At 62.1% G+C, this 21,995-nt stretch carries 18 protein-coding genes and 1 rRNA gene; 16 read left to right on the top strand and 3 right to left on the bottom strand.

Annotated elements, in window-relative coordinates; translation table 11 throughout:
• Positions 1-52: 52 nt before the first annotated feature.
• The 14 genes from ACQ4WN_RS23980 to ppnP all read left to right on the top strand — a co-directional run bounded on the left by ACQ4WN_RS23980 (position 53) and on the right by ppnP (position 17,276).
• Positions 53-1,333, top strand: coding sequence for a M48 family metallopeptidase (locus tag ACQ4WN_RS23980; protein WP_436553773.1), 1,281 nt, complete (start codon positions 53-55; stop codon positions 1,331-1,333).
• Complete coding sequence (locus ACQ4WN_RS23975; protein WP_436553772.1) at positions 1,330-1,695, top strand: 4a-hydroxytetrahydrobiopterin dehydratase; 366 nt, start codon at positions 1,330-1,332, stop codon at positions 1,693-1,695. The genes ACQ4WN_RS23980 and ACQ4WN_RS23975 overlap by 4 nt, the downstream gene beginning before the upstream one ends.
• Positions 1,692-2,597, top strand: a complete 906-nt coding sequence (rsgA, locus tag ACQ4WN_RS23970) for a ribosome small subunit-dependent GTPase A (RefSeq protein ID WP_436553771.1) — start codon at positions 1,692-1,694, stop codon at positions 2,595-2,597. Before ACQ4WN_RS23975 ends, rsgA begins: the two co-directional genes overlap by 4 nt.
• A gap of 181 nt (positions 2,598-2,778) precedes the next feature.
• On the top strand, positions 2,779-5,634 hold the full coding sequence (locus ACQ4WN_RS23965) for an ATP-binding protein (protein ID WP_436553770.1): 2,856 nt from the start codon (positions 2,779-2,781) through the stop codon (positions 5,632-5,634).
• Between the two features lie 286 nt (positions 5,635-5,920).
• Complete coding sequence (gene argF, locus ACQ4WN_RS23960; protein WP_034785055.1) at positions 5,921-6,841, top strand: ornithine carbamoyltransferase; 921 nt, start codon at positions 5,921-5,923, stop codon at positions 6,839-6,841.
• A 66-nt stretch (positions 6,842-6,907) separates the two neighbouring features.
• Positions 6,908-8,143, top strand: a complete 1,236-nt coding sequence (locus ACQ4WN_RS23955; protein ID WP_034759383.1) for an argininosuccinate synthase — start codon at positions 6,908-6,910, stop codon at positions 8,141-8,143.
• A gap of 186 nt (positions 8,144-8,329) precedes the next feature.
• Positions 8,330-10,141, top strand: a complete 1,812-nt coding sequence (locus ACQ4WN_RS23950) for a methyl-accepting chemotaxis protein (protein WP_436553769.1) — start codon at positions 8,330-8,332, stop codon at positions 10,139-10,141.
• Positions 10,142-10,145: 4 nt separating this feature from the next.
• Complete coding sequence (locus ACQ4WN_RS23945; protein WP_436553768.1) at positions 10,146-10,601, top strand: chemotaxis protein CheW; 456 nt, start codon at positions 10,146-10,148, stop codon at positions 10,599-10,601.
• Entirely contained in the window at positions 10,598-11,833 is a 1,236-nt protein-coding gene (locus ACQ4WN_RS23940) for a CheR family methyltransferase (RefSeq protein WP_436553767.1), read from the top strand. The genes ACQ4WN_RS23945 and ACQ4WN_RS23940 overlap by 4 nt, the downstream gene beginning before the upstream one ends.
• Positions 11,834-11,842: 9 nt before the next feature.
• Entirely contained in the window at positions 11,843-12,529 is a 687-nt protein-coding gene (locus tag ACQ4WN_RS23935; RefSeq protein ID WP_436553766.1) for a chemotaxis protein CheW, read from the top strand.
• Positions 12,526-14,841 carry a hybrid sensor histidine kinase/response regulator gene (locus ACQ4WN_RS23930; RefSeq protein WP_436553765.1) on the top strand — a complete coding sequence of 772 codons (2,316 nt, stop codon included), beginning with the start codon at positions 12,526-12,528 and terminating at the stop codon, positions 14,839-14,841. The genes ACQ4WN_RS23935 and ACQ4WN_RS23930 overlap by 4 nt, the downstream gene beginning before the upstream one ends.
• A gap of 10 nt (positions 14,842-14,851) precedes the next feature.
• Positions 14,852-15,901, top strand: a complete 1,050-nt coding sequence (gene cheB, locus ACQ4WN_RS23925) for a chemotaxis-specific protein-glutamate methyltransferase CheB (protein ID WP_436553764.1) — start codon at positions 14,852-14,854, stop codon at positions 15,899-15,901.
• A 10-nt stretch (positions 15,902-15,911) separates the two neighbouring features.
• Positions 15,912-16,937, top strand: coding sequence for a diguanylate cyclase (locus ACQ4WN_RS23920; RefSeq protein ID WP_436553763.1), 1,026 nt, complete (start codon positions 15,912-15,914; stop codon positions 16,935-16,937).
• A 24-nt stretch (positions 16,938-16,961) separates the two neighbouring features.
• Complete coding sequence (gene ppnP / locus ACQ4WN_RS23915; RefSeq protein WP_436553762.1) at positions 16,962-17,276, top strand: pyrimidine/purine nucleoside phosphorylase; 315 nt, start codon at positions 16,962-16,964, stop codon at positions 17,274-17,276.
• On the opposite strand, the gene murB is transcribed toward ppnP, so the two are convergent.
• Complete coding sequence (murB, locus tag ACQ4WN_RS23910) at positions 17,277-18,305, bottom strand: UDP-N-acetylmuramate dehydrogenase (RefSeq protein ID WP_436553761.1); 1,029 nt, start codon at positions 18,303-18,305, stop codon at positions 17,277-17,279.
• A 186-nt stretch (positions 18,306-18,491) separates the two neighbouring features.
• Here murB and ACQ4WN_RS23905 point away from each other — a divergent pair, with 186 nt between their 5' ends.
• Positions 18,492-18,977: a YajQ family cyclic di-GMP-binding protein gene (locus ACQ4WN_RS23905; protein ID WP_034759416.1), complete on the top strand. Its 486-nt coding sequence runs from the start codon at positions 18,492-18,494 to the stop codon at positions 18,975-18,977.
• 183 nt (positions 18,978-19,160) lie between these two features.
• The gene (locus tag ACQ4WN_RS23900) at positions 19,161-20,426 is read left to right on the top strand and encodes a nitronate monooxygenase (RefSeq protein ID WP_436553760.1); all 1,266 of its coding nucleotides are present in this window, start codon (positions 19,161-19,163) and stop codon (positions 20,424-20,426) included.
• 53 nt (positions 20,427-20,479) lie between these two features.
• Here ACQ4WN_RS23900 and ACQ4WN_RS23895 read toward each other — a convergent pair whose 3' ends face one another.
• The gene (locus ACQ4WN_RS23895) at positions 20,480-21,778 is read right to left on the bottom strand and encodes a leucine-rich repeat-containing protein kinase family protein (RefSeq protein ID WP_436553799.1); all 1,299 of its coding nucleotides are present in this window, start codon (positions 21,776-21,778) and stop codon (positions 20,480-20,482) included.
• Between the two features lie 110 nt (positions 21,779-21,888).
• Positions 21,889-21,995 (bottom strand): 5S ribosomal RNA (gene rrf, locus ACQ4WN_RS23890); the annotation flags it as partial.

The raw sequence follows: 21,995 nt of genomic DNA, 5'->3' as shown, positions 1-21,995 counted from the left end.
CTCTCTTGGCCTAATCAAACTAAATAATCAGCCATTTTCTCACAGGCACAGAATGTATTCACTCGCGTTTTCGATTTTGTTTGTATCCGTCCTCGTTTTGACCCTGGCCGTGCGCTTCTGGCTCGCTTCGCGGCAGATCCGCCACGTGCTGGCCCACCGCGCTGCCGTCCCGCCCGAGTTCGCGGAAAAGATCCCGCTGGCCGCGCACCAGAAGGCAGCCGACTACACGGTGGCCAAAACCAAGTTCGGCTTGCTGACCCTGCTGGTCAACTATGCCGTACTGATCGGTTTCACCCTGCTGGGCGGCTTGCAATGGCTGGCGCTGTACCTGAATCAATGGATGGGACCGGGTTCGCCCATGCTGTACCAGATCGGCCTGATGGCCGCCTTTGCCGCCATTTCCGGCCTGATCGACCTGCCCTTCGACTATTACCGCCAATTCGTGCTGGAGCAGCGTTTCGGCTTCAATACCATGGCGCGCAAGCTGTTCTTTACTGACATGCTCAAGGGCGTGGGCCTGGGCGCGCTCATCGGCTTGCCGCTGATCTGGGTCGTGCTGACCCTGATGGCCAAGTCGGGCGACCTGTGGTGGCTGTATGCATGGTTCGTCTGGAGCGGCTTCCAGTTGCTGATGATGGTGCTGTTTCCCACCGTCATTGCTCCCCTGTTCAACAAATTCACGCCCCTGGCCGACGAATCCTTGAAAAGCCGCATCGAAGGCTTGATGCAGCGCGTGGGTTTCGCCTCGAAAGGCTTGTTCGTCATGGATGGCTCAAAGCGCAGCGCCCACGGCAATGCCTACTTCTCGGGTTTTGGCGCCAACAAGCGCATCGTCTTCTTCGACACCCTGCTGTCGCGCCTGGCGCCGCAGGAAATCGAAGCCGTGCTGGCGCATGAACTGGGCCATTTCAAGCTCAAGCACATCGTCAAGCGCATCGCCATGATGTTCGTCATCTCGCTGGGCTTTCTGGCGCTGCTGGGCTTCCTGAAGACGCAGCCGTGGTTCTACGCGGGCCTGGGCATCGATCCCGTCGCCCTGGCACTGACGGGCCAGCCGACGGATGCGCTGGCCCTGCTGCTGTTCATGCTGGCCTTGCCCGTCTTCACTTTCCTGCTGGGACCGTTGACCTCGCTCAGCTCGCGCAAGCACGAATTCGAAGCCGATGCCTTTGCCGCCACGCACACGCAGGCGGACGACCTGGTCTCGGCCCTCGTGAAAATGTATGAAGACAATGCGTCGACCCTGACGCCCGACCCGCTGCACTCGGCCTTCTATGACTCGCACCCGCCGGCCAGCGTGCGCATCCGCCACCTGAAAGGGGCTGCCACATGAATATGCCATCGACTTCACAAGAACTTGCCCAACTGTCCTGCACGCCGCGCCAGCAGGCGCTGGGCAATACGGACATCGCCACCCTGCATGCCTTGCTGCCCCAATGGACGCTGCAAAATGGCAAGCTGTGCCGCGACTTCGGCTTCAAGAATTACTACCAGACCCTGGCGTTCGTAAACGCCCTGGCCTATATGACCCATACGCAAGACCACCATCCGGAGCTCATCATTACTTACAAAACCTGCGCCGTGCGCTACGACACGCACTCGGTCAACCAGGGCGCCGGCGGCCTGTCCGAAAACGACTTCATCTGCGCCGCCAAGGCAGACCTCATCTACCAGAGCAGCCAGGTGGCCCCATGAGTGAAGGCAAGTTGACGGGCGTCATCATCGCCGCACACGGCCGCCATTACCTGGCCGACGTGGACGGTGCCAAGCTGCAATGCGTAACGCGCGGCAAGAAAACCAATGTGGCCGTGGGCGACATCGTGCACCTGACGCGCACCTCCAACGACCAGGCCGTCATCGACCGCATCGAGGAACGCAAGACCCTGCTGTACCGCTCGGACCAGTACAAATCGAAGCTGCTGGCGGCCAATCTGACGCAGCTATTCATCGTCGTGGCGACGGAACCGGGCTTCGCCGACGACCTGATCTCGCGCTCGCTGGTGGCGGCCGACGCGGCCGGCATCGCGGCGCGCATCATCCTGAACAAGACGGATGTGACGGCTTCGCTGGACAGAGCCCGCGAACGCCTGCTGCCATATTCCTCGATGGGCTATCCCGTCGATGAAGTGTCGGCGCGCGCCGAACCCGAACATGCCGTGGCCACCCTGGCGCCGCTGCTGGCGGGCCAGTCGTCGATCCTGATCGGCCAGTCGGGCATGGGCAAGTCGTCGCTGATCAACCTGCTGGTGCCGGACGCGGACATCGCCGTGCGCGAAATCTCGGCCGCGCTCGACACGGGCAAGCACACGACAACCTTTACGCGCCTGTACAAGCTCGACGAACTGGGCGCCAACAGTTCCATCATCGATTCGCCCGGCTTCCAGGAATTCGGCCTGTACCACTTGTCCGAAGGCATGCTGGAGCGGGCCTTCCGCGAATTCCAGCCCTACCTGGGCGGTTGCAAGTTCTACAACTGCCGACACCTGATCGAGCCACAGTGTGCCATCCTGCAAGCATTGTCTGAAGGCAAGATCGCCAAGATGCGCCATACCCTGTATGGCCAGTTGCTGCACGAATCGGCGCAAACGCTGTACTGACAGCGCGCGCAGCGCCAGCCATCGAACGCCGGGGGCAAATCGCCCCCGTGTGGGGCACCATGCCGCATGAATAATTCTGTACGGCACACTGAACAATTGCCCTGAATGCAGCTTACAATGCCATCACACATGGCCTGTGCGGTTGCAGGCTGGCGCCACTGTTTGCGGGGAGAATGCTTGAATGAAAATGTTCGCGCTCGAACATGACGTAGCGCAGTGGGAAAGCACATTGCTGCCGTTGCGCGGCGCCGGGCGTGTACCGCTGCTGCTGTTGCTGTCCTGGCATTTGCGCCAGCGAGATTGCACTAGAGCAATTCAGCTAAGTGAGGAAGCACACAGGCTGCTGCCACTGGCTGGCCTGGAACCGGCCGCACTGGAACAGGCGCGCGCGCGCCTTCATCTGGTACAGGCGGAAGTTGCATGGTTACAAGGTTCGCTGGATGCGGCGGAAAGCCTGGCCATGGCAGCGCACGCCATCCTGTGCGCGTACGGCGACGGCTCCGGCTGCGCCGACGCCCACTGGCTGCTGTCGTCGATCGCCGTCGACCGCGGCGACCATGCCCGTTGCGATGCCGAACTGCTGGCCGCTGCCGAACAAGCGCGCGGCGCCGGCGATGCGATGCGTGCCAGCCTGGCCGACGCGGCCATAGCGCGCTGGGCCGTCTTGCGCGATGCGCCAGCCGCACAGGCGCGCTGGGGCAAGCACTTCCAGGCCGACAGCGCCAGCGGCAAGCTGCCTGCGCCGCTGGCCGCCTGGGTGCATGACGTCCGTGGCTTGCTGGCGCATACGTCGCGCGACCTGGGCGCGGCCGCCGGCCACTACATGCAAAGCTATGAAGCGGCGCTGGAAAGCGGCCAGCTGCGCGGCGCCATCACGGCGGCCATCAATATCGGCGATTGTTTTTCCAGCCTCAACGACAACGAATCGGCCCTCGAATGGATGCAGTGCGCGCTGGACCTGGCGCGCCCCACCGGCTGGCCGCGCAGCATCGGCGCCTGCCAGACGCATACGGCCGAAACCATGCGCAAGCTGGGACGCCTGGCCACCGCCGAAGACTTGCTGCGCGAAGCGCTGCACATCCTGGCGCCCGTGTCGGGTGCGCGCACGTATGCCAACGCACTGTTCCACTTGGGCGAACTGAGCCTGGACAAGGGCGACTACGACACGGCGCTCGACGCCTTCAGCCGCCTGGCGCAGCGCGCCGAAGCGCTGGGCCAGGCCGATTTCCGCAGCATGGCGCAGCGCGGCAGCGCCCACGCGCTGTCCTACCTGGACCGCCCGGACGAAGCGTTGCAGGCAGCCGAGCGGGCGCGGCAGCTGGCCACGGAGCAGGGTGACGCCATGCAAGAGGTGGCGGCGCTGCGTGTCTTGTCCATGCTACATGCGCGCCACGAGCTGGCGCCGCCGGCAGGCATGCAGGAACGCAATCCGGCCCTGCATTTTCTGCACCAGGCACTGCAGGTAGCCGCTTCCATCGACGGCTATGTGCCGCCCGGGGAACTGCTCGATGCGCTGGCGCGCGAATACGCGCATGCGGGCGACTATGCGCGCGCCTACGATATCGCCCTCGATGCGGGCGTGGCGCGCGAAAAAAGCCACACCCAGCAGGCCAGCAACCGCGCCACCGCCATGCAGGTCTACCACCAGACGGAACATGCGCGCTCGGAAGGCTATCACCACCGCGAACTGGCCGCTTCCGAAGCGCGCCGCGCCGAAGTGCTGCAACAAACCAGCGACACGCTGGAACGGCTGTCGGCCATCGGCCAGGAAATCACCACCCACCTCGACGCCAGCGCCGTGTTCCAGGTGCTCGACCGACACGTACACGCTTTACTGCCAGTCAACACCTTCGCCGTCTACATGCTCGATGCGGCGGGCACGGCGCTGCGCCGCGCGCACGGCATGGAAGCGGGCCGGCCCCTGTCCGACAATGCCATTCCCCTGAGCAATCCACGCGCCTACTCCGTGCGCTGCCTGCTGGGCCGGCGCGAAGTGTATATCGATCAAGTACCGCCCAAGCGCCACGCCTACACCGTCCCGGGCACCCTGCATAATCAGAGCGTGTTGTACGTACCGCTGATGGTGGGCGAGCGCGTACTGGGCGTGATGACGGTGCAGGCTTGCCATGCCCATGCCTACGGCGAACGCGAGCGCCTGATCTTCCGCACCCTGTGCGCGTATGGCGCCATCGCGCTCGACAATGCCAGCGCCTACCGGCAATTGCAAGATGCCCAGGCGCAACTGGTATCGCAGGAAAAACTGGCTGCCCTCGGTTCCCTGATGGCCGGCGTGGCGCATGAACTCAATACCCCCATCGGCAACAGTTTATTGATCGCCAGCACCATGCAGCAAAAGACGGAAGACGTGGAGCGCCTGATGAACGGTCCCGGCCTGCGCCGCTCCGACCTGTCCGCCTATATCGAGGATGCGGGCAAGGCGTCAGCGCTGGTGATGCGCGGCCTGCACAGCGCGGCCGACCTGGTCAACAGCTTCAAGCAGGTGGCCGTCGACCGCACCACCGAACAGCGGCGCCAGTTTGACCTGCAACAAGTGAGCAATGAAATCATCGCCACCGTCATGAACCGCATCCGCAGCTCGGGCCACCGCATCGAGACGGACATCGCATTCGGCATCGCCATGGACAGCTATCCGGGCCCGTTCGGCCAGGTGATCACCAATCTGATCAACAACGCCCTGCTGCACGCGTTTGCCCCCGCGTCCAATGATGGCACCGCCGGCACGGGCTGCATGCACCTGTCGGCCACGCGAGATGGGGCGCGCGTGCAGATCGTCTTCGCCGACAATGGCGGCGGCATCGCCGAACAGCATCTGTCGCGCATCTTCGACCCCTTCTTTACTACCAAGCTGGGCCAGGGCGGCAGCGGCCTGGGTTTGTCGATCAGCTACAACATCGTCACAGCCCTGCTGGGCGGCACCATTCAGGTCGCCAGCAGCCGCGCCGGTACGCGTTTCACGCTCGATCTGCCGCTGGTAGCGCCGCAGATCGATGCAGCCACCCCGGCCAACATCTATTGAGCCGGCAAGACCCTGGCTGGACGCGGCCACTTGCCTGCACAAGTCCCCGTCCGGCCAGTCTTTCCAATCTAAAAGCAAAACCCTTATAATTGAATAGCTGAAGTCCCTGCCATTGCATGATTTACAACTTGGCAAACCGCATCGACCCGCGCGACAAACAGGCGCGGGCACCGATCAACACAGCAGCGCGCCGGGCGAGGCAGTCATCAGACGAGATGTTGTACGCTGATGCAACCCGGCGGGAAAGGCACGCCGCCGGCGGTCTGCGCATCTTCAAGTGGTCATTATGTCGACAAAAAAACCGATCAAGCACTACCTCCAGTTCTCCGATTTCACGTTGGAAGAGTATGAATATGTGATCGAACGCGCCCATCTGATCAAGCGCAAGTTCAAGAATTACGAAATTTACCACCCATTGATCGACCGCACCCTGGTGATGGTCTTTGAAAAGAACTCGACCCGCACCCGCCTGTCTTTCGAGGCCGGCATGCACCAGCTGGGCGGCGCTGCCATCTACCTGAACACGCGCGACTCCCAGCTGGGCCGCGGCGAGCCGGTGGAAGATGCGGGCCAGGTCATGTCGCGCATGTGCGACATCATCATGGTGCGTACTTTCGGCCAGGAAATCATCGAGCGTTTCGCCGCCAATTCGCGCGTGCCGGTGATCAATGGTCTGACCAATGAACACCACCCGTGCCAGGTCTTTGCCGACATCTTCACCTACATCGAACACCGCGGCTCGATCGCCGGCAAGGTCGTCGCCTGGATCGGCGATGCCAACAACATGCTGTACTCGTGGCTGCAGGCGGCCGAAGTGTTCGGCTTCCACGTCAACGTGTCGACGCCCAAGGGCTACGACATCGACCTGTCGCAAGTCAAGACCGAGCGCTACACCTTCTTCGCCAACCCTTCCGACGCCTGCGAAGGCGCGCACCTGGTCAACACGGACGTGTGGACCAGCATGGGCTACGAAGCGGAAAACGCGGCCCGTATTGCCGCCTTCGACGGCTGGATCGTCGATGGCGCGAAGATGGCCCGCGCAGCGCCCGACGCCCTGTTCATGCACTGCCTGCCCGCCCACCGCGGCGAGGAAGTGGCCGCCGAAGTGATCGACGGCCCGCAATCGGTGGTGTGGGACGAGGCGGAAAACCGTCTGCACGTGCAAAAAGCGCTGATCGAGTACCTGTTACTCGGTAAAATCAACTAATTCGCCAGGTGCATAGATTCTGGCAGCATCGCAATACATACATCGACAACGACAACTGGAAGCAATATGAGCGACATTAAAAAAGTAGTCCTGGCCTATTCCGGCGGACTCGACACCTCCGTCATCCTGAAATGGCTGCAAGATAACTACCAGTGCGAAATCGTCACCTTCACGGCCGACCTGGGCCAGGGCGAAGAACTGGAACCGGCGCGCGCCAAGGCCATCAAATTCGGCATCAAGCCGGAAAACATCCATATCGAAGACGTACGCGAAGAATTCGTGCGCGATTTCGTCTTCCCGATGTTCCGCGCCAACACCGTGTATGAAGGCGAATACCTGCTGGGCACCTCGATCGCCCGTCCTTTGATCGCCAAGCGCCTGATCGAAATCGCCAACGCCACGGGTGCCGACGCCATTTCGCACGGCGCCACCGGCAAGGGCAACGACCAGGTGCGTTTCGAACTGGGCGCATACGCCCTGAAGCCAGGCGTGAAAATCATCGCCCCATGGCGCGAGTGGGATCTGTTGTCGCGCGAAAAACTGCTGAAATACGCGGAAGACGCCGGCATCGAGATCGACATGAAGCACAAGAACGGCGGCGCGCCCTACTCGATGGACGCCAACTTGCTGCACATCAGCTTTGAAGGCCGCCACCTGGAAAACCCGAGCGCCGAAGCGGAAGAGACCATGTGGCGCTGGACCGTCAGCCCTGAAAAGGCGCCGGACGAAGCCGAGTACCTGGACATCGAATACGAAAAAGGCGATATCGTCGCCATCAACGGCGTGCGCATGTCGCCCGCCACCGTGCTGGCCGAGCTGAACAAGGTTGGCGGCAAGCATGGCGTGGGACGCCTGGACCTGGTGGAAAACCGCTACGTCGGCATGAAATCGCGCGGCTGCTATGAAACCCCGGGCGGCACCATCATGCTGAAAGCCCACCGCGCCATCGAATCGATCACCCTGGACCGCGAAGTGGCCCATCTGAAAGATGATTTGATGCCGCGCTACGCGTCGATGATCTACAACGGCTACTGGTGGGCGCCCGAGCGCGTTGCCCTGCAAACCCTGATCGATCATACGCAGGAAACCGTGAACGGCTGGGTACGCATCAAGCTGTACAAGGGCAATGTCATCGTCGTCTCGCGCGATTCGAAGACAGACTCGCTGTTCGACATGAACATCGCCACCTTCGACGAAGACGGCGGCGCCTACAACCAGGCCGACGCCGGCGGCTTCATCAAGCTGAACGCCTTGCGCATGCGCATCGCCGCCATCGCCCGCGAAAAACGCGGCCAGAAGTAATCCCCTGCCGGGAGGCAACCCCTCCTGCGCCCGCCGAAAGCCGCCTACGGGCGGCTTTTTTTCGTCTGGAGCACTCTCGGCCACGATTTACGGACTTGCACGCCCCGCCATCCCCCCATTTTGCTGTCCGCGTGGCAAAATGCTACAGTGCAATTTAGTCGAAAAATTCCCGCTTCCGGAGCCACCATGTTCAAAGACCTGAGTATCAAGAATAAACTGTACCTGGGCTTCGGCTCGATCGTGGCCATCATCCTGATCCTGCTGTGCGTGGCCTACAACAACTTTTCGCGCCTGTCGCAAGCCAATGCGTGGGACCGCCACACGATGGACGTGCTGGTCGAGATCGACAAAATCCACAATTACATTCTGCAAATCCAGGTGGACGTACGCGGTTTCATCCTGACTGGCAACGAAGCCTCGCTGACGCCAGAAACAGATGAAACGGCAGTGTTGAGCCAGCACATACAAAAAGCCATCAGCATGACCGCCGACAACAAAGCACAGTCGGAGCGCTTCCGCAAGATCGACCAGTTGACCACGACCTGGGTCAAGGACTGGATCACCCCGCTGATCGAGAAGCGCCGCAAGCTGGGCAATGCGCCAGGCGCCACGGAAGAGGTGGCACGCAGCATGCCGACGACCGGCTACCCGGCCGTCAAGCAGGCGAAAAAGCTGCTTGAAGAAGTCGCAGCCGACGAAACCCGCTTGCTGGCCGAACGCACGGCTACCACGGCAAAATTGCAGGAAGCCATGCTGCTGACCCTGGCGCTGGGCGGCTTGCTGTGCGTGGTGCTGGCGCTGGGCATTTCCTACCTGCTGGCCCGTTCCATCCTCGGTCCGCTGAACAGCCTGACGGACGCCGTCGGGCGCATCGCCGGCGGCGAGCAAAACGCGCGCGCCGCCATCCTCTCGCGCGACGAGCTGGGCAAGGTGGCAGAAGAGTTCAACCGCATGGCGCAAACTATCCAGGACAACCAGGCCACCGAACTGGCCGCCACGAATACCTTGCGCGCCAAGGTCGATTCGCTGCTGGAAGTGGTGTCGAAGGCGGCCTCGGGCGACCTGACGGGCAAGGTCAGCATCACGGGCAGCGACGCCATCGGCCAGCTGGGCAACGGCCTGGAGAAGATGTTTGAAAACCTGCGCAGCCTGCTCAACAATGTGCAAAAGGCCGGCATCCAGGTCACGACGTCCGCCACGGAAATCGCTGCCTCGGCACGCCAGCAGGAAGCCACGGGTATTGAGCAAGCGCAAACCAGCGTGGAAATTCTCAGCACCACCAAGGAAATCTCGGCCAATACAAGCCAGTTGCTAAAAACCATGGAAGACGCTACGGCCGTGGCCGACTACACGACGAATGCCACGGCCGAAGCGCAAAACAACCTCAAGCGGATGGATTCGACCATGCAGCACATGGTCTCGGCCACCGATTCCATCAACGCCAAGCTGGCCGCCCTGTCGGAAAAGGCCAGCAATATCAATAGCGTCCTGATCACCATCACCAAGGTGGCCGACCAGACCAATATCCTCTCGCTGAACGCCGCCATCGAGGCAGAAAAGGCGGGTGAAGCGGGCCGCGGCTTCTCCGTGGTGGCAACTGAAATTCGCCGCCTGGCCGACCAGACCTCTGTGTCCACCTGGGATATCGAGCAAATGCTCAAGGAAATGCAGTCGGCCGTGTCGGCCAGCGTGATGGGCATGGATAAATTCTCTGAGGAAATTCGCCGCAGCGTGGGTGAAGTGCGGCAAGTGGCCGAGCAGCTGTCGTCCGTGATGGACCAGGTGCAAAAGCTCACGCCGCAATTTGATGCCGTGCTGCAAGGCATGCAGTCGCAAGCGATAGGCGCGTCGCAGATTTCCGACACCATGATGCAGCTCAACGACGCCACCCAGCAAACGGTGGAATCCTTGAAAGCCACTAGCGAGGCGGTGCACCAGTTGCAATATGCGGCGGGTGACCTGCAGTCGAGCGTCTCGACCTTCGCCGTGAACATCTGACCCCATGAAAGTGCTGCTCTTTCACATCGGACGCGACCGCTATGGCCTGCCCCTGGCCGGCATCGTGCGCGTGCTGCCGCTGCTGGAACTGAAGCAGTTGCCGCTCACGCCAGACTATGTGGCCGGCCTGATGGATTTGCACGGCAAGCCCGTGCCCGTGATCGATCTGTCGCGCCTGGCCGGGCTGCCGGCTGCTGCCGCGCACTTTGACACGCGCATCATCATCGTCGACTACCGCGCACCTGGCGGCGCCACGCATGCGCTGGGCCTGATGGCATCGCAGGTGCGCGGCATCACCGACATCGACCCGCAACAGCTTGAAGACAGCGGCGTGGCGACGGCGCCGTTTCTGGGCCAGGTGGCCAGCGACGCCGACGGTATCGTGCAGCTGGTCGAACTGGCACACCTGCTGGCGCCCGACGTGCGCGCGCTGCTGTTTCAAGATGCGAGCGCGGCATGACGGCACAAGCCCTGCTGCGCCGCGCGACCGGCCTGTCCGTCTCCAAAGCCGTGGCCGAGCGGGCAGTGCGCCAGCGCATGGAGCAAACGGGCTTTAGCGATAGTGCAGCCTATCTGCAGGCGCTCACGCCGGCCGAAATGACGCAATTGATCGAACTGGTGGTGGTACCGGAATCGTGGCTGTTCCGCGACCCGCAGGCGTTTTACGCCAGCGTCGAACTGGTCCAGGAACGCTGGGCACGCGGGCGCACCACGCGCATTCTGTCGATCCCCTGCGCTGGCGGCGAGGAACCGTATTCGATGGCCATGGCGCTGCGCGACGGCGGCGTGCCGAAACAGGCGTTCAGCATCGACGCGTATGACCTCAGTCCCGTCTGCATCGAGCGGGCGCAGGCGGGCGTGTATGGCCGCAATGCCTTCCGCGCGCAGGACGTGGCCTTCCGTGAGCGCTATTTCACGCACGTGGCCGACGACGCCTACCGCATCATCGACGCCTTGCGCGACCAGGTGACCTTCAGGCAGGGCAATTTGCTGCAGTTCGATACGGCCACCTACAGCCGCCATTACGACGTTATCTTTTGCCGCAACCTGCTGATCTACTTCGACAAGCCGACCACGCGCGCGGCCAGCCAGAATCTGTCGGCACTGCTGGCCGACGACGGCATGCTGCTGGCCGGCTATGCGGAAGTGCCCTCGTTCTGCCAGAACGGCTTTGCGCCGCTGCAGTTCCGCCAGGCCTTCGCCCTGAAAAAGGAAACTGCGGCGCCGGCCGCCGTGATCCAGGTGGCCGCCTTGCCGCCGCCGACGAGCGCGCTGCGCAGCGTACCGCCCGCGCCACGGCCCGCGCCGGCCCGCGCCGCACCTGGGCCGGCGGCGCGTCCGCGCCCCGTGCCGGTGCAGGCGCCGCAGCCACCGGCGGATCTGCTGGCCGAGGCGCGCCTGCTGGCCGACCGTGGCCAGTTGCGCGAAGCCGGTGAAAAATGCCATGCCCACCTGGCCCGCGTGCCCGAGGCGGCGGAAGCGTATTTCATGCTGGGCATCATCAATGAACTGGCTGGCAAGATGGATCTGGCCGACGATTACTGGCGCCGCTGCATCTACCTGCAGCCGGACCATTACGAAGCGCTGTGCCACCTGTCGCTGCTGGCCGAACGCAATGGCAACCACACGGCCGCCGCCACCCTGAAGGCGCGTGCGGCGCGCATCTACCAGCGCCGCCAGGCGTCCAACTAAGGGGCATGCATGACAAACCTCATCGCTACCAAGTCCTCCGCCAGCATCGACGACTGCTGGAACCATACCGGCGTGGTCGGCGACCAGAGCTGTCCCAGGCTGCCAGCCAACGTGCATTGCCGTAACTGCGACGTGTATGCGGGCGCCGCCCAGCACAACCTGCAGCGGCCCGTGGACGAACACTATCAGCGCGACTGGGCCAGCCACTTCCGCCAGATCGATGCCGGCGGTGAAGTGCGCGACAGCTCGGCGCTGGCCTTCCGCATCGGCCGTGAATGGCTGGCGCTGCCCACGCGCGTGTTCGACTCCGTCGCGCCGCAAGCGAAGCCGCACGTGCTGCCGCACCGCAGCGGGCGCGGCCTGTCTGGCATCGTCAATATCGGCGGCAAGCTGTATCCGTGCATGTCGCTGGCCAGTTTGCTGGGCATCGACGAACAGGGCGCGCCACCGGCCAAGGGCCGCCACACCTTTGCGCGCCTGCTGCTGATGCGCTGGGAAGAGCAAGCCTACGCGCTGCCCGTGGCCGACCTGCACGGCATCGTGCGCTATGCGTCGGGCAGCCTGCAAACGCCGGCGGCCACCATCAACAAGGGCCTGTTGCGCTTTCTGTCGGGCGTCATCACCGAGGGCGACATGCGCATCGGCTGCCTGGACACGGCGCTGATCGGCTTTCAACTTGCGAGACTATTACGATGAGCCAGGACCAGCACGGCGACCTGAGTGCCTTTTCCATGCTGGACCTGTTCCGCATGGAAGCGGACAGCCAGACCCAGATTCTCACCGATGGCTTGCTGGCCATGGAGCGCCATGCGGGCGACGCCGGCGCCGTCGAATCGATGATGCGCGCGGCGCATTCGATCAAGGGCGCCGCCGCCATCGTCGGCCTGCAAGTGGTGGTGCAGCTGGCACATGGCATGGAAGACAGCTTTGTCGCCGCACAGCATGGCCGCTTGAAACTCACGCCGGAGCGGGTCGATGTGCTGCTGTCGGGCGTCGACCTGATCGTGCAGCTGTCACGCCTCGACGATGCGGGCACCGCAGCGTGGCTGGCCGCCAACGCGGCGCAGATCGACCAGACCCTGAACGCCATCGCCGGCATCGCCGAGCTGCCCGAACTGCCGGCCCTGCCCTCGCTACCTTCTCCCATGCTGGCGCCAACGCCGGCAGCAGCACCCTTGCCGCCGTCCCCCGCCGAACTGCAAGCGAGCGTGGCAGGCAGCATGGCGGACGAGGAAGTGGAGTCGGCAGCCGCGCCCGCGCCGCGTGCCGGCGCGCCAGCCAAGGCCCAGGCGCAGAACTTCGACAAATTGCTGTCGCTGGCCAGCGAATCGCGCATCAATGCGCACCAGATGCACCCGTTCATCGGCGCCCTGCAGCGCTTCAAGCGCAACCAGAGCAGCCTGTTTTCCGCCATCGAACAGCTGCATGAGGCCATTGCCCGCTCGGGCGACCCGGGCCTGATGGAAAAATCCCTGCTGGCGCTGCAAAAGACGCAACCCCTGAAGCAGTTCATGCTCGCGCACATCGCCGATATCGAAACCTATGAACGGCGCTTGCTGGCCGTCTCGCAGGGCATGGTCGACGAAGTGCTGGCGCTGCGCATGCGCCCTTTCCGCGACGGCATCCACGCGTTTCCGCGCATGGTGCGCGACCTGGCGCGCAGCCTGGGCAAGGAAGTACAGCTGGAGATCGAAGGCGAAGACACACTGGTCGACCGCGACATCCTGGCGAAGATCGAAAGCCCGCTGAACCACATGCTCAGGAACGCCATCGACCATGGCATGGAAGGCGCGTACGAGCGCATCGACGCCGGCAAGGAGGCGCTGGGCACGATACGCATGGAAGCGCGCCACCGCGCCGGCATGCTGAGCATCGAGATCAGCGACGACGGGCGCGGCGTCGACCTGGAAAAAATCCGCCAGTCCGTCATCGAGCGCAAGATGGCCAGCCCCGCCATGGCCGCCGCGCTGTCGCCGGGCGAGCTGCTGGAATTTTTGTTCCTGCCCGCCTTCAGCCTGAAAGCGACGGCCAACCAGCTGTCCGGCCGCGGCGTGGGCCTCGATATCGTGCACGAGACGATACGCCAGCAAAACGGCACGGTGCGTCTGGAATCCGAGCCGGGACGCGGTTTCCGCGCCCTGATTACCCTGCCGCTGACGCAGTCGATCGTGCGCGCGCTGGTGATCGACGTGCAGGGCGAAGCCTACGCCATCCCCATCGTCAAGGTGGAAAGCGTAGTGCGCGTGCCGCAAGCGGCCATCCATACCTTGGAAAACAAGCAGTTCTTTGAACTCAAGGGCGAGCATCTGGGCCTGGTGTCGGCGGCGCAGGTGCTGGATCTGGGCGAAACGCCCAGCAGCGCCGACGATTTGCCGGTGGTGGTGATCGGGCGCGGCAAGCAAAGCTATGCGCTGGTGGTCGACGCCATCCGCGGCGAGCAAAGCCTGGCGGTGCAGGCGATCGATCCGATCTTCGGCAAGATGCGCGACATTTCCGCCGCCGCCCTGCTCGATGATGGCGAGCCGGTGCTGATCCTCGACGTGCCCGATTTGCTGCTGTCGATCGACAAACTGCTGCACGAGGGCGGCCTGCACCAGCTGGCGCAGGCGGGCCACGCGCAGCAGCGCCGCGCCAAGCGCATCCTGGTGGTCGACGATTCGCTGACGGTGCGCGAGATGGAGCGCAAGCTGCTGCTGGCGCGCGGTTTCGAAGTCGACGTGGCCATCGACGGCATCGACGGCTGGAACGTGGTGCGCAGCGGCGAGTACGACCTGGTGATCACCGACGTGGACATGCCACGCATGGATGGCATCGAACTGGTGTCGCTGATCAAGAAGGACCTGCACCTGCACAAGCTGCCGGTGATGATCGTCTCGTACAAGGACCGCCCGGAAGACCGCGCACGCGGCCTGTCCGCCGGCGCCGACTATTATCTGACCAAAGGCAGCTTCCACGACGAGACCTTGCTCGACGCGGTGGCGGACCTGATAGGAGATGCCCGCTTATGAAGCGTACCTCATGAAAATTGCCATTGCCAACGATGTCGCCATGGCCGCCGAAGCCCTGCGCCGGGTGGTAGCCAGCACGCAGGAACACCAGGTGCTGTGGATTGCCCGCACGGGACTCGAAGCGGTGCGCATGTGCGAGGGCAACCGCCCCGACCTGATCCTGATGGATCTGAACATGCCGGAGATGGATGGCGTCGAGGCGACGCGTCTGATCATGGAGCAAAGCCCGTGCGCCATCCTGGTCGTCACAGGACGCCCGCAAGACAATGTCAACCAGGTCTTCCGCGCGCTGGGCGCCGGCGCGCTCGACGTCACGGCCACCCCCGTACTGCAGGGTCAAGTGGGTGGCGACAGCGAGTTGCTGGCCAAGATCAAGACCATCGGCAAGCTGATACGCCACAGCGCCGAAGCGCCGTCGCCGCGCCCGATGCAAGCCAATGGCGAACGCAGCGACGGCCAGGTCACCACCCTGGTGGCCATCGGCGCTTCGACGGGCGGACCGTCAGCGGTGGCCAAGGTGCTGTCCGGCTGGACCGCGCCGCCCGGCTGCGCCATCGTGTTGGTGCAGCATATCGATGAAACCTTCGCCTCGCATTTTGCCAAATGGCTGGACGATCAATTGGACATGCCGGTGCGCGTGATCGCCGAGGGCGACGAACTGGTGGCAGGCAGTGTGCTGGTCGCCAAGACCAATGACCACCTGCGGCTAGATCAAAATTATCGTTTGGGTTACGATGCAGCACCACGCGACTATGTTTACCGTCCTTCGGTCGATGTCTTCTTTCATTGCGTGGCACAGCACTGGCGCGGTGATGCCATCGGCGTGTTGCTCACAGGCATGGGCCGCGATGGCGGCGACGGTTTGCTGGCCATGCGCCGCGCGGGCAAGACGACGATAGCGCAAGACCAGGCCAGCAGTGCCGTGTACGGCATGCCGCGCGCCGCGGCCGAACTCGATGCCGCGCAGCAAATCCTGCCATTGGATAGAATAGGCGCCAGCCTGCGCAGCCGCCTGGGCGCCAAACTCAACAACGGGTGGGAGCCCTCCCCTAACATCTGAAAAGAATGCAATGTCAGAACTTTCCTCCTGTATCACCCAGCATGAGTCCGCATTGACTGAATTCAAGGTCAGCGTGTTGCTGGTGGACGACCAGTTGATCATTGCCGAGGCAATCCGGCGCATGCTGAGCAACCAGCAGGATATCGAATTTCATTACGTGACCGACGCCACGCAGGCGCTGGACACGGCGCTGCGCTTGCAACCGACCGTCATCCTGCAAGACCTGGTGCTACCGGGCAGCGACGGCTTCGCGCTGATCCAACTGTACCGCGAAAACGCGGCGCTCGCGCATGTGCCGGTGATCGTGATGTCGGCCAAGGATGACCCGAAACTGAAGGCCCACAGCTTTGCCGTCGGCGCCAATGATTACGTGGTGAAACTGCCGGACCGCCTGGAGTTGCTGGCGCGCATACGCTACCATTCCAACGCGCATATCAGCCGCCTGCAGCGCGACCAGGCATTTCGTTTCCTGCGCGAAAGCCAAAAAAACCTGGCCGATGCGAATATTGAGTTACAGAAACTGGCCGCCCTCGATGGCTTGACGGGCATCGCCAACCGCCGCCGCTTCGATGAAACACTGCAATTCGAATGGCAGCGGGGCCAGCGCGACAAGACGCCCCTGAGCCTGCTATTTTGCGATATCGACCATTTTAAAAGCTATAACGATCACTTTGGCCACCTGGCGGGTGACCTGTGCCTCAAAAAGGTCGCCGCCGTGCTGACGGAACATTTGAAGCGCCCGGCTGACCTGGCGGCCCGCTATGGGGGCGAGGAATTCGCCCTGATCCTGCCCGAAACGGAGGCTGCAGGAGCCTTGCTGATCGCCGAAGCGTGCCGGCGCCACCTGGAGGGCTTGCAGATCAAGAACCCGGCGGCCAGCATGGGCATCGTCACCATCTCGATCGGCATGGTCACCATCGTGCCTTCTCCTGAATCGACGGTCGAGCAACTGATCAACCGCGCCGACCAAGCCCTGTACGCGGCCAAGCGCGGCGGACGCAACAGCGTGTTGAGCGCCGATGGCATCGAAAACTGATTTTCAACTGAGGGAAAGTGAAGTATGAGCACACAACTGGACAATGTCAGCGTCGTCAAGAAGTCGAATATCTACTTTGACGGCAAGTGCGTCTCGCACAACGTCATCCTGGCCGATGGCACGAAGAAAAGCGTGGGCGTAATTTTCCCGTCCTCGCTGCGCTTCAACACGGGCGCACCGGAAACGATGGAAATCGTTGGCGGCTCGTGCAAGGTGCGCCTGGCCGATGCGACCGAATGGAACAGCTATGGCGCGGGCACGCAATTCAAGGTGCCGGGCAATAGCTATTTTGATATTGAAACCATCGAGACACTGGATTATGTCTGCCATTTTGCCTGATTAAACAAACACTGGCTCGGGCGACAGGCGCACGCCATATTTCGCCTCTACATCATCCTGTATCGCTGCCGCCAGCCGGGTAATGTCCGCGCCACGAGCGCCGCCATTATTCACCAGAACCAGTGCCTGCTTGGGATACACTCCCGCGGGCCCCAGGTTTTTTCCCTTCCAGCCACACTGATCGATCAGCCAGCCGGCTGCCAGCTTTTCCGTGCCATCGGCTTGCGCATGGTGCACCAGCGTGGGGAAACGGTCCAGCAAGGCAAGACATTGCTCTCGTGACACCACGGGATTCTTGAAGAAACTGCCCGCATTGCCAATCACGGCCGGGTCCGGCAATTTACGCCGGCGTATTGCCATTACCGTGTCGGCCACTTGTTGCGGCGTCGGCTCGGCAAGATTGCGCTCGGCCACGGCCTGTGCCAGTTCCGCGTAGCGCAAATTCGGCTGCCACTCGGCAGGCAAGGCAAACGTCACTTCCAGCACGATCAGATCACGCCCGTCTGCCTGCTTGAAGATGCTGTCGCGGTAAGCGAAACGGCAAGCGTCACGGTCCATGTCAAAGACGATGCCGCTGGCGCTGTGCATGACGCTCACGCTATGCAGATAATCCTTGATTTCAACGCCATACGCGCCAATATTCTGGATAGGCGCCGCGCCCACGGTACCGGGGATCAGCGACAGGTTTTCCAGCCCGCCCACGCCTTGTGCCAGGGTCCACTGCACGAAGTCGTGCCAGTTTTCACCGGCTGCGGCCGTGACAAGGATGGTTTCGAAGTCCGCCTGCGCCAGGCGCATGCCGCGCGTGGCCATGTGCAGCACGGCGCCGGGAAAGTCGCCGGTCAGGACGATATTGCTGCCGCCGCCCAGTATCAGGCGCGGCATGGCGGACAAGGCGGGATCTTGCAGCGCGGCCTGCAATTCGGCCTGCGAAGTGATGCGTACGTAGGCGGCCGCGTTGGCCGTGATGCCGAAGGTATTCAGGCGCTGGAGGGAGTAATTGTGTTCGATGGTGAGCTCTGCAGACAAGGGATAGCGATTATTTTGCTCGATTATAGAGTGAAACCGACAAAAAACCAGCGCAAGACAAGGGCAGGCCGTCCGTTGTCCGTTAAAATGTCGCATCTTTAACAGGGCCGTCCCATGGCGCAGAATCAGCCGCCAAGGCCCAGTGCGCCGAGCGCGCGCTCGCTTTAACAAGAAAAGGAACAGACCATGCCATCATTTGATGTAGTCTCCGAAGCCGATATGATCGAAGTCAAGAATGCCGTCGAGCAATCCAACAAGGAAATCACGACGCGCTTCGACTTCAAGGGCAGCGATGCCCGCGTCGAACACAAGGAAAACGAATTGACCGCGTTTGCGGATTCGGAATTCCAGCTCAGCCAGGTGCGCGACGTACTGACGAACAAATTGACCAAACGCAAGGTCGATGTGCGCTTCCTCGACGAAGGCGACATCAAGAAGATCGGCGGCGACAAGGTCAAGCAGATCATCAAGATCAAGAATGGCATCGAATCGGATGATGCCAAGAAAATCGTGCGCGTCATCAAGGATAGCAAGATGAAAGTACAAGCGAGCATCCAGGGTGAAGCCGTGCGCGTCACAGGCGCCAAGCGCGACGACCTGCAAGCGGCCATGGCCATGCTGCGCAAGGACGTGCCCGACATGCCGCTGGAATTTAACAATTTCCGCGATTAATTTCGATGAGGCTGGCGATCCGGCACGTGCTTGCACCCGCATGGTGGCAAGCTGCCCCGGAGTCCCTGCCCGCTTGGGGTAGAATTGAAGCTGCGCACAGCTACATGCGCCCGCGCGCCCGACCGGCAGCGGGCTTGACCGTACATCTGGCTCAGTGATAACCACGGTAGTCTAAGGATAGCAATGAAACGTGTTGATGATTTCCGCCTGCGATTTGGCAAAAAAGAATATGTGCCCATCATGATAGGCGGAATGGGTGTGGATATTTCCACGTCGGAGCTGGCCCTGGAAGCGGCGCGGCTGAACGGTATCGGGCATATCTCCGATGCCATGGTGGAAGATGTGTCGGATCGTCGTTTCGACACCACCTTCGTCAAAGACAAGACGAAACTGTACAAATTCAACATCAATAACAGCGACAAGGCCGTGGTGCAGTTCGACCTGGGGCGCCTGGCGGAAGCACAACGCCTGCATATCGGCCGCACCATGGAAGCGAAAAAAGGCGATGGCTTGATCTTCGTCAATTGCATGGAAAAGCTGACGATGAATGGCCCCCGCGAAACCTTGCGCGTGCGCCTGAATGCGGCGCTGGACGCCGGCATCGATGGCATCACCCTGTCCGCCGGCTTGCACTTCGGTTCGTTTGCCTTGATGGCCGACCATCCACGTTTCCGCGATGCCAAGCTGGGCATCATCGTCTCGTCCGTGCGCGCCTTGCAGATTTTCCTGCGCAAGAACGCCAAGCTGGACCGTTTGCCCGACTTCATTATCGTCGAGGGACCATTGGCCGGCGGCCATCTGGGTTTCGGCATGGACTGGGCCAATTACGACCTGCACACGATTACCGCTGAACTGCTGGCCTATCTGAAAACGGAACAGCTGGACATCCCGCTGATCGCTGCTGGCGGCATCTTCACGGGCAGCGATGCCGTTTCTTTCCTGGAAGCCGGTGCGGCGGGCGTGCAAGTGGCGACGCGCTTCACCGTCACCGAGGAATGTGGTTTGCCAAACAAGGTCAAGCAGGAATACTACAAGGCTTCGGAAGAAGACATCATCGTCAATGGCGTCTCGCCGACGGGCTACCCGATGCGCATGCTGAAGAACACGCCAGCCATCGGCGCCGGCATCCGTCCAGGCTGCGAATCGTATGGCTACCTGCTCGACGCAACCGGCAACTGTGCCTATATCAACTCGTACAACCGCGAAGTGGCGGCCCATCCCGAGCAAAAAGCCGTCGTCGTGATGGACAAGACTTGCCTGTGTACGCACATGCGCAACTTCAACTGCTGGACCTGCGGCCATTACACGTATCGTCTGAAGGACACCACGCACAAGCTCGACAACGGCGAATACCAGATCCTGACGGCCGAACACGTCTTCAAGGACTACCAGTTCAGCGTCGACAACCAGATCGCTCTGCCGGAAAAAGAAATCCAGGTAGCTGGCTGAATATTGCCAGCCTGAAATGAAAATGGCGCAGCCTGCGAAGGCTGCGCCATTTTTTATGCCTGGCACATTGTCAGCAATGCCCGTTCGATCACGTCGAACTTGGGCCGCTGCAACACGTCTTCTTGCAGGCAAGCCTCCTGCAAGGCCTGCAAGACGGGCAAGGGTGTTGCGCCATGCGCGATCAGCTCGCCCAGCAGCACGCCAAAGGCGCGCGCCTCTATGCCCTGCAGCAAGTCTCCTTGTGGCGAGCCGGGTACAAACATGGATGCGGCGCCAAAGTCGCCCAGCAAGCAGTTGCCATCATCCGCATGCAGGATGTTGTGTGCATACAGGTCGCCATGCAGAATGCCGCGCGCATGCAGTTGGCACACGGCCGAGGCGATGCCATGGGCAATCGCCAGCGCTTGCGGCGCGTCAAAGCGCGCGCCATCGGCATACACAGCACGCGTGCATGAGTCCAGGCTAGGTGGTCCCGCCAAGTTGCCGAAAGCCGCATCGATGAGCGGCATGACGAGTCCATGCGCCCCTTGCGGATGCCCGTCCAGGGTGCCCAGGATGGGAATCAGGCCCGCGTGTGCACCGGCGCCGACACAGGCGGCCATTTCGCTGCGCGGCAAGCCGTCGCTGGTCATCGCCCCCTTGAACACTTTGACAGCGACATCATCGCGCCCATCCAGGCGGGCACGGTAAATCACGCCCGATGCGCCCTCGCCCAGCTGCTGCGCCAATGCCAGGCGCTGCCATGCCACACGCGCCGCGCCGGCATTGGTCAGGACCGCCAGTTCGCGCACTTCCGTGAACGGGTTGCCCGCGTACGCAAGCCAGCTCAGGCGCGGCAACGACAGCAGGCAGTCGGGCAGCGCTGTAAAACGGTTGGCGGCAATGCGTACCAGTTCCAGTTGGCGGCAATCTGCCAGGGACGCGGGCAAGTGGCTCAGGCAATTGCCTGCCAGCATGAGTTTCTGCAATTGCCCGCACTTGCCTAATTCGTCGGGCAAGACTTCGATGGCATTGTCGGTCAGGGTCAGCCAGCGCAGCCTGGGCGGCAAGGCTGCAGCCGGCACCTGGCGTATCCGGTTCGCCTTGAAACCGATCATGCTCAGTTCCAGGCATGAACCGAGCACGGCAGGCAAGGTGGCGAACAAATTATCGGAACAAAAAATGATGCGCAGCTTGTGCAGGCGCGGTAAATCGTCGGGCAGGGAGGATAGCGCATTGCCGGACAAATCAAGGATTTCCAGGCTATCGGCCAGGTCGAAAATCTCACGGGGGAAGTCAGTCAAGCCGCAGGACAGCTTCAGACGGTGCACGCCGGCCAGCTGGCCAGCGCGTAATTGTTCCAGTGTATGCAAAGCAGACAAGATATCCCTTTCAAAAACCCGGCAATCGCTGGCTGGGATAAAACCCGCAGACGTAAAAAAACCCCCAGCGGATCACCGATGGGGGTTTTTTCGAATAACAAGCCTGACGATAACCTACTTTCACACTGGTTGCAGCACTATCATCGGCGCAAAGTTGTTTCACGGTCCTGTTCGGGATGGGAAGGGGTGGGACCAACTTGCTATGGTC

Source organism: Janthinobacterium pasteuri (assembly GCF_051380775.1).
Classification (GTDB): domain Bacteria; phylum Pseudomonadota; class Gammaproteobacteria; order Burkholderiales; family Burkholderiaceae_D; genus Janthinobacterium.
This window is presented reverse-complemented; position numbering and strand designations above follow the sequence as displayed.

Bases quoted from the DNA above. Each gene is read 5' to 3' on its own strand.
- ACQ4WN_RS23980 (WP_436553773.1), top strand. From the start codon at position 53: ATGTATTCACTCGCGTTTTCGATTTTGTTTGTATCCGTCCTCGTTTTG.
- ACQ4WN_RS23975 (WP_436553772.1), top strand. From the start codon at position 1,330: ATGAATATGCCATCGACTTCACAAGAACTTGCCCAACTGTCCTGCACG.
- rsgA (WP_436553771.1), top strand. From the start codon at position 1,692: ATGAGTGAAGGCAAGTTGACGGGCGTCATCATCGCCGCACACGGCCGC.
- ACQ4WN_RS23965 (WP_436553770.1), top strand. From the start codon at position 2,779: ATGAAAATGTTCGCGCTCGAACATGACGTAGCGCAGTGGGAAAGCACA.
- argF (WP_034785055.1), top strand. From the start codon at position 5,921: ATGTCGACAAAAAAACCGATCAAGCACTACCTCCAGTTCTCCGATTTC.
- ACQ4WN_RS23955 (WP_034759383.1), top strand. From the start codon at position 6,908: ATGAGCGACATTAAAAAAGTAGTCCTGGCCTATTCCGGCGGACTCGAC.
- ACQ4WN_RS23950 (WP_436553769.1), top strand. From the start codon at position 8,330: ATGTTCAAAGACCTGAGTATCAAGAATAAACTGTACCTGGGCTTCGGC.
- ACQ4WN_RS23945 (WP_436553768.1), top strand. From the start codon at position 10,146: ATGAAAGTGCTGCTCTTTCACATCGGACGCGACCGCTATGGCCTGCCC.
- ACQ4WN_RS23940 (WP_436553767.1), top strand. From the start codon at position 10,598: ATGACGGCACAAGCCCTGCTGCGCCGCGCGACCGGCCTGTCCGTCTCC.
- ACQ4WN_RS23935 (WP_436553766.1), top strand. From the start codon at position 11,843: ATGACAAACCTCATCGCTACCAAGTCCTCCGCCAGCATCGACGACTGC.
- ACQ4WN_RS23930 (WP_436553765.1), top strand. From the start codon at position 12,526: ATGAGCCAGGACCAGCACGGCGACCTGAGTGCCTTTTCCATGCTGGAC.
- cheB (WP_436553764.1), top strand. From the start codon at position 14,852: ATGAAAATTGCCATTGCCAACGATGTCGCCATGGCCGCCGAAGCCCTG.
- ACQ4WN_RS23920 (WP_436553763.1), top strand. From the start codon at position 15,912: ATGTCAGAACTTTCCTCCTGTATCACCCAGCATGAGTCCGCATTGACT.
- ppnP (WP_436553762.1), top strand. From the start codon at position 16,962: ATGAGCACACAACTGGACAATGTCAGCGTCGTCAAGAAGTCGAATATC.
- ACQ4WN_RS23905 (WP_034759416.1), top strand. From the start codon at position 18,492: ATGCCATCATTTGATGTAGTCTCCGAAGCCGATATGATCGAAGTCAAG.
- ACQ4WN_RS23900 (WP_436553760.1), top strand. From the start codon at position 19,161: ATGAAACGTGTTGATGATTTCCGCCTGCGATTTGGCAAAAAAGAATAT.